Here is a 2,242-nt window from a genome sequence, read left to right as displayed (position 1 = left end):
TCACAACCTCTCGCTCAATTCAATACATTAATAGGTCCTGAACCTAAGTCTCAGAGAACTGCCTATTGATTTACCTCCTTGCGGTTGAAGGATTTTTATCTAATCCCGTTGCAGGATGGCTTATCCGACTTCATCATGCCATCGTCCTGCGACAAATCGACTTTCGATGGTTTGGTTTTCAAGCCGCATGCCGGGCTTTCTTATCACTTTACCAGAGGCGGCGTTGACTGCGAGACATTGCGTAGTAAGTCGGCGCATTTTTCGCGCGACGAAACATCATACGACCAGCGTTTTCGCAGCTTCCGTGGCGTAGCCTTGCCTATGGCATGAAGGACTCATCCACTAGGCCTATGACGCTTGTTTCTGTATTTTCCCTCGAAATAAAGGCGTCGACTGCGCGGATGACGTTGGATTGTACCGTGGGTCAATGGCGAACATGCGCCTGCCGACAACGTCGGGGGCGAGTTGCAACTGGGAGTGAAGAAAGTCTCGGGTGGGGACTTCGCTCGTAATTTCCATCATTTGCGCGGCAAGCGCAGAAGGCTCGTTAAGGTAGGCCAGATAAGCGGAAAAATCCTCGACCTTGGACGTTTGTAGCGCGGGACGGTTCGTTAGGATGGGTGGAATCATGTTTCTCATTAAATTCGATTGATGCTTAAGACGTTGCTATCTGTGCGTGCGGGTATGAAAAAATGTGTGACGGCTCCGTGAACGACCAGATTTACTTGAAGACGATGTTTGCAAAAATACCGAGCGGGCTCTCTTCTTGACGATGCTTCCGCCTCATCAAAACACCGTATCGTGTTATGCTGAATTTGCATAACACGCTTCGTGTCACTACGTTGTCCGGCCGATAGGCGAGAAAGGATGCGCAATGACCAACATTACTGCGCTTATCAGCGACGCTGCGCTCTTTGTGCTACTGCCGTGGGCGCTCTGGCGTTTGCTGCAGAAGGCGTTGCCCATAGCAGTACTACCGATCCTTGTAGGAATCCTGCTGGCGGTCTGGCACGTCCCTGTGCAGAAATATGGCGTGCCGTCGCTTTACGGTAACGACATCGGTTGGGTAGCCGTCCTCGTGCTTGCGTTCACGGCTGGGCTCGAGATGTGGCAGCACCCAGGAGAGGGTGATGCGAGCCATGCTATTCCTTCGCCATCGCTCAAGCGTCTGCTGGGTGGGGCGGCTGTCGCGCTGGGCGGTCCGTTTCTGATCGGCTCGATTCTGGCGTACGAGTTTTTCCTCCCTCTGCGCGGATGGCACGCGCCTCATGCGACGCCGATGGTCGCGGCAGCGGCGATCGGCCTGTGTATCGCGGTGAGCGCCTTACCAGTTCTCATCGGCGTCGTGCGGGAGCTTGAGCCCGCGCAGCGCCCTTTGGGGCAACTGGCCTTGAAACTTGCGGTAGTTGACGACGCCGCCCTGTGGATCGGTCTTGCCGCCCTGCAGTTCGCCGCAAAAGGGACGGCGGCGCTTCATGGATGGACAGGGCTTGAATTCGTGGCCATCGGGCTGCTCGTGGGTCTCGCGGCTGCCGGAAACTGGGCGTCCCGGCATTACAGCAACCCGCCATCGTGGGTGATCTGGGCGACGGTGCCTCTCTATCTGGCGGCAGGGTCGTGGGCAGGGATGCAGCTTGGCCTGCATGAGCTGATCGGCGCATATTTTGCCGGGGCGATCATGCCGCCCAGCTGGGTGCGTCGTCTTCCGGTTGAGTGGGTCGGCACGTTCTCGTTGTTCTGGCTGGCGCCGATGTTCTTCGGACACAGCGGTCTGCATATCGACGGGGACGCTCTGACCTGGCCGTCGGTCATCGCCTCCCTGATGTTGGTCGCCGTGTCGATCGTCACAAAAATTGCGGCGGTTTATGTGTATCCGCCGGCAGCCGGCCTCAGCCGACGTCAGGCATTGAGTGTTGGAGCGCTGCTGCAGTGCAAGGGACTGATGGAGATTGTGGCGGCCACCATTCTGCACGGGCAGGGCATGCTGTCGGAGTTCGCCTTCGCCTCTCTGATGGTGCTTGCCGTTATTTCGACGACGCTGACCGGACCGCTGTTTCGCCTGTTTGCGCCCGGCGGACGGACGGCGCGTTCTTCTGGCTCGGCGGGCGAGGGGATGTTGGCGCCATCCACGCAGACGACACGTTGAACTCGCCGCGCTCCGCACGCCAAGGGGGAAGTTGTTACAGGGCCGGACTTCCTAGGTTCAGGACCTATTAATGTATTGAATTGAGCGAGAGGTTGT

2 protein-coding genes are annotated in these 2,242 nt (G+C 57.5%); one reads left to right on the top strand and one right to left on the bottom strand.

Annotated elements, in window-relative coordinates:
- Nucleotides 1-348: 348 nt before the first annotated feature.
- A complete protein-coding gene (locus HK28_RS14095; RefSeq protein ID WP_086645041.1) occupies nt 349-630 on the bottom strand; it encodes a hypothetical protein in 282 nt (93 codons plus the stop codon).
- Between the two features lie 244 nt (nt 631-874).
- Here HK28_RS14095 and HK28_RS13460 point away from each other — a divergent pair, with 244 nt between their 5' ends.
- Nucleotides 875-2,146: a cation:proton antiporter gene (locus tag HK28_RS13460; protein ID WP_086645040.1), complete on the top strand. Its 1,272-nt coding sequence runs from the start codon at nt 875-877 to the stop codon at nt 2,144-2,146.
- Nucleotides 2,147-2,242 lie beyond the last annotated feature (96 nt).

This window comes from Acetobacter sp. DsW_063, assembly GCF_002153745.1.
GTDB lineage: Bacteria > Pseudomonadota > Alphaproteobacteria > Acetobacterales > Acetobacteraceae > Acetobacter.
The sequence above is the reverse complement of the archived record's forward strand: the minus strand, read 5'-3'. Positions and strand labels throughout refer to the sequence as shown.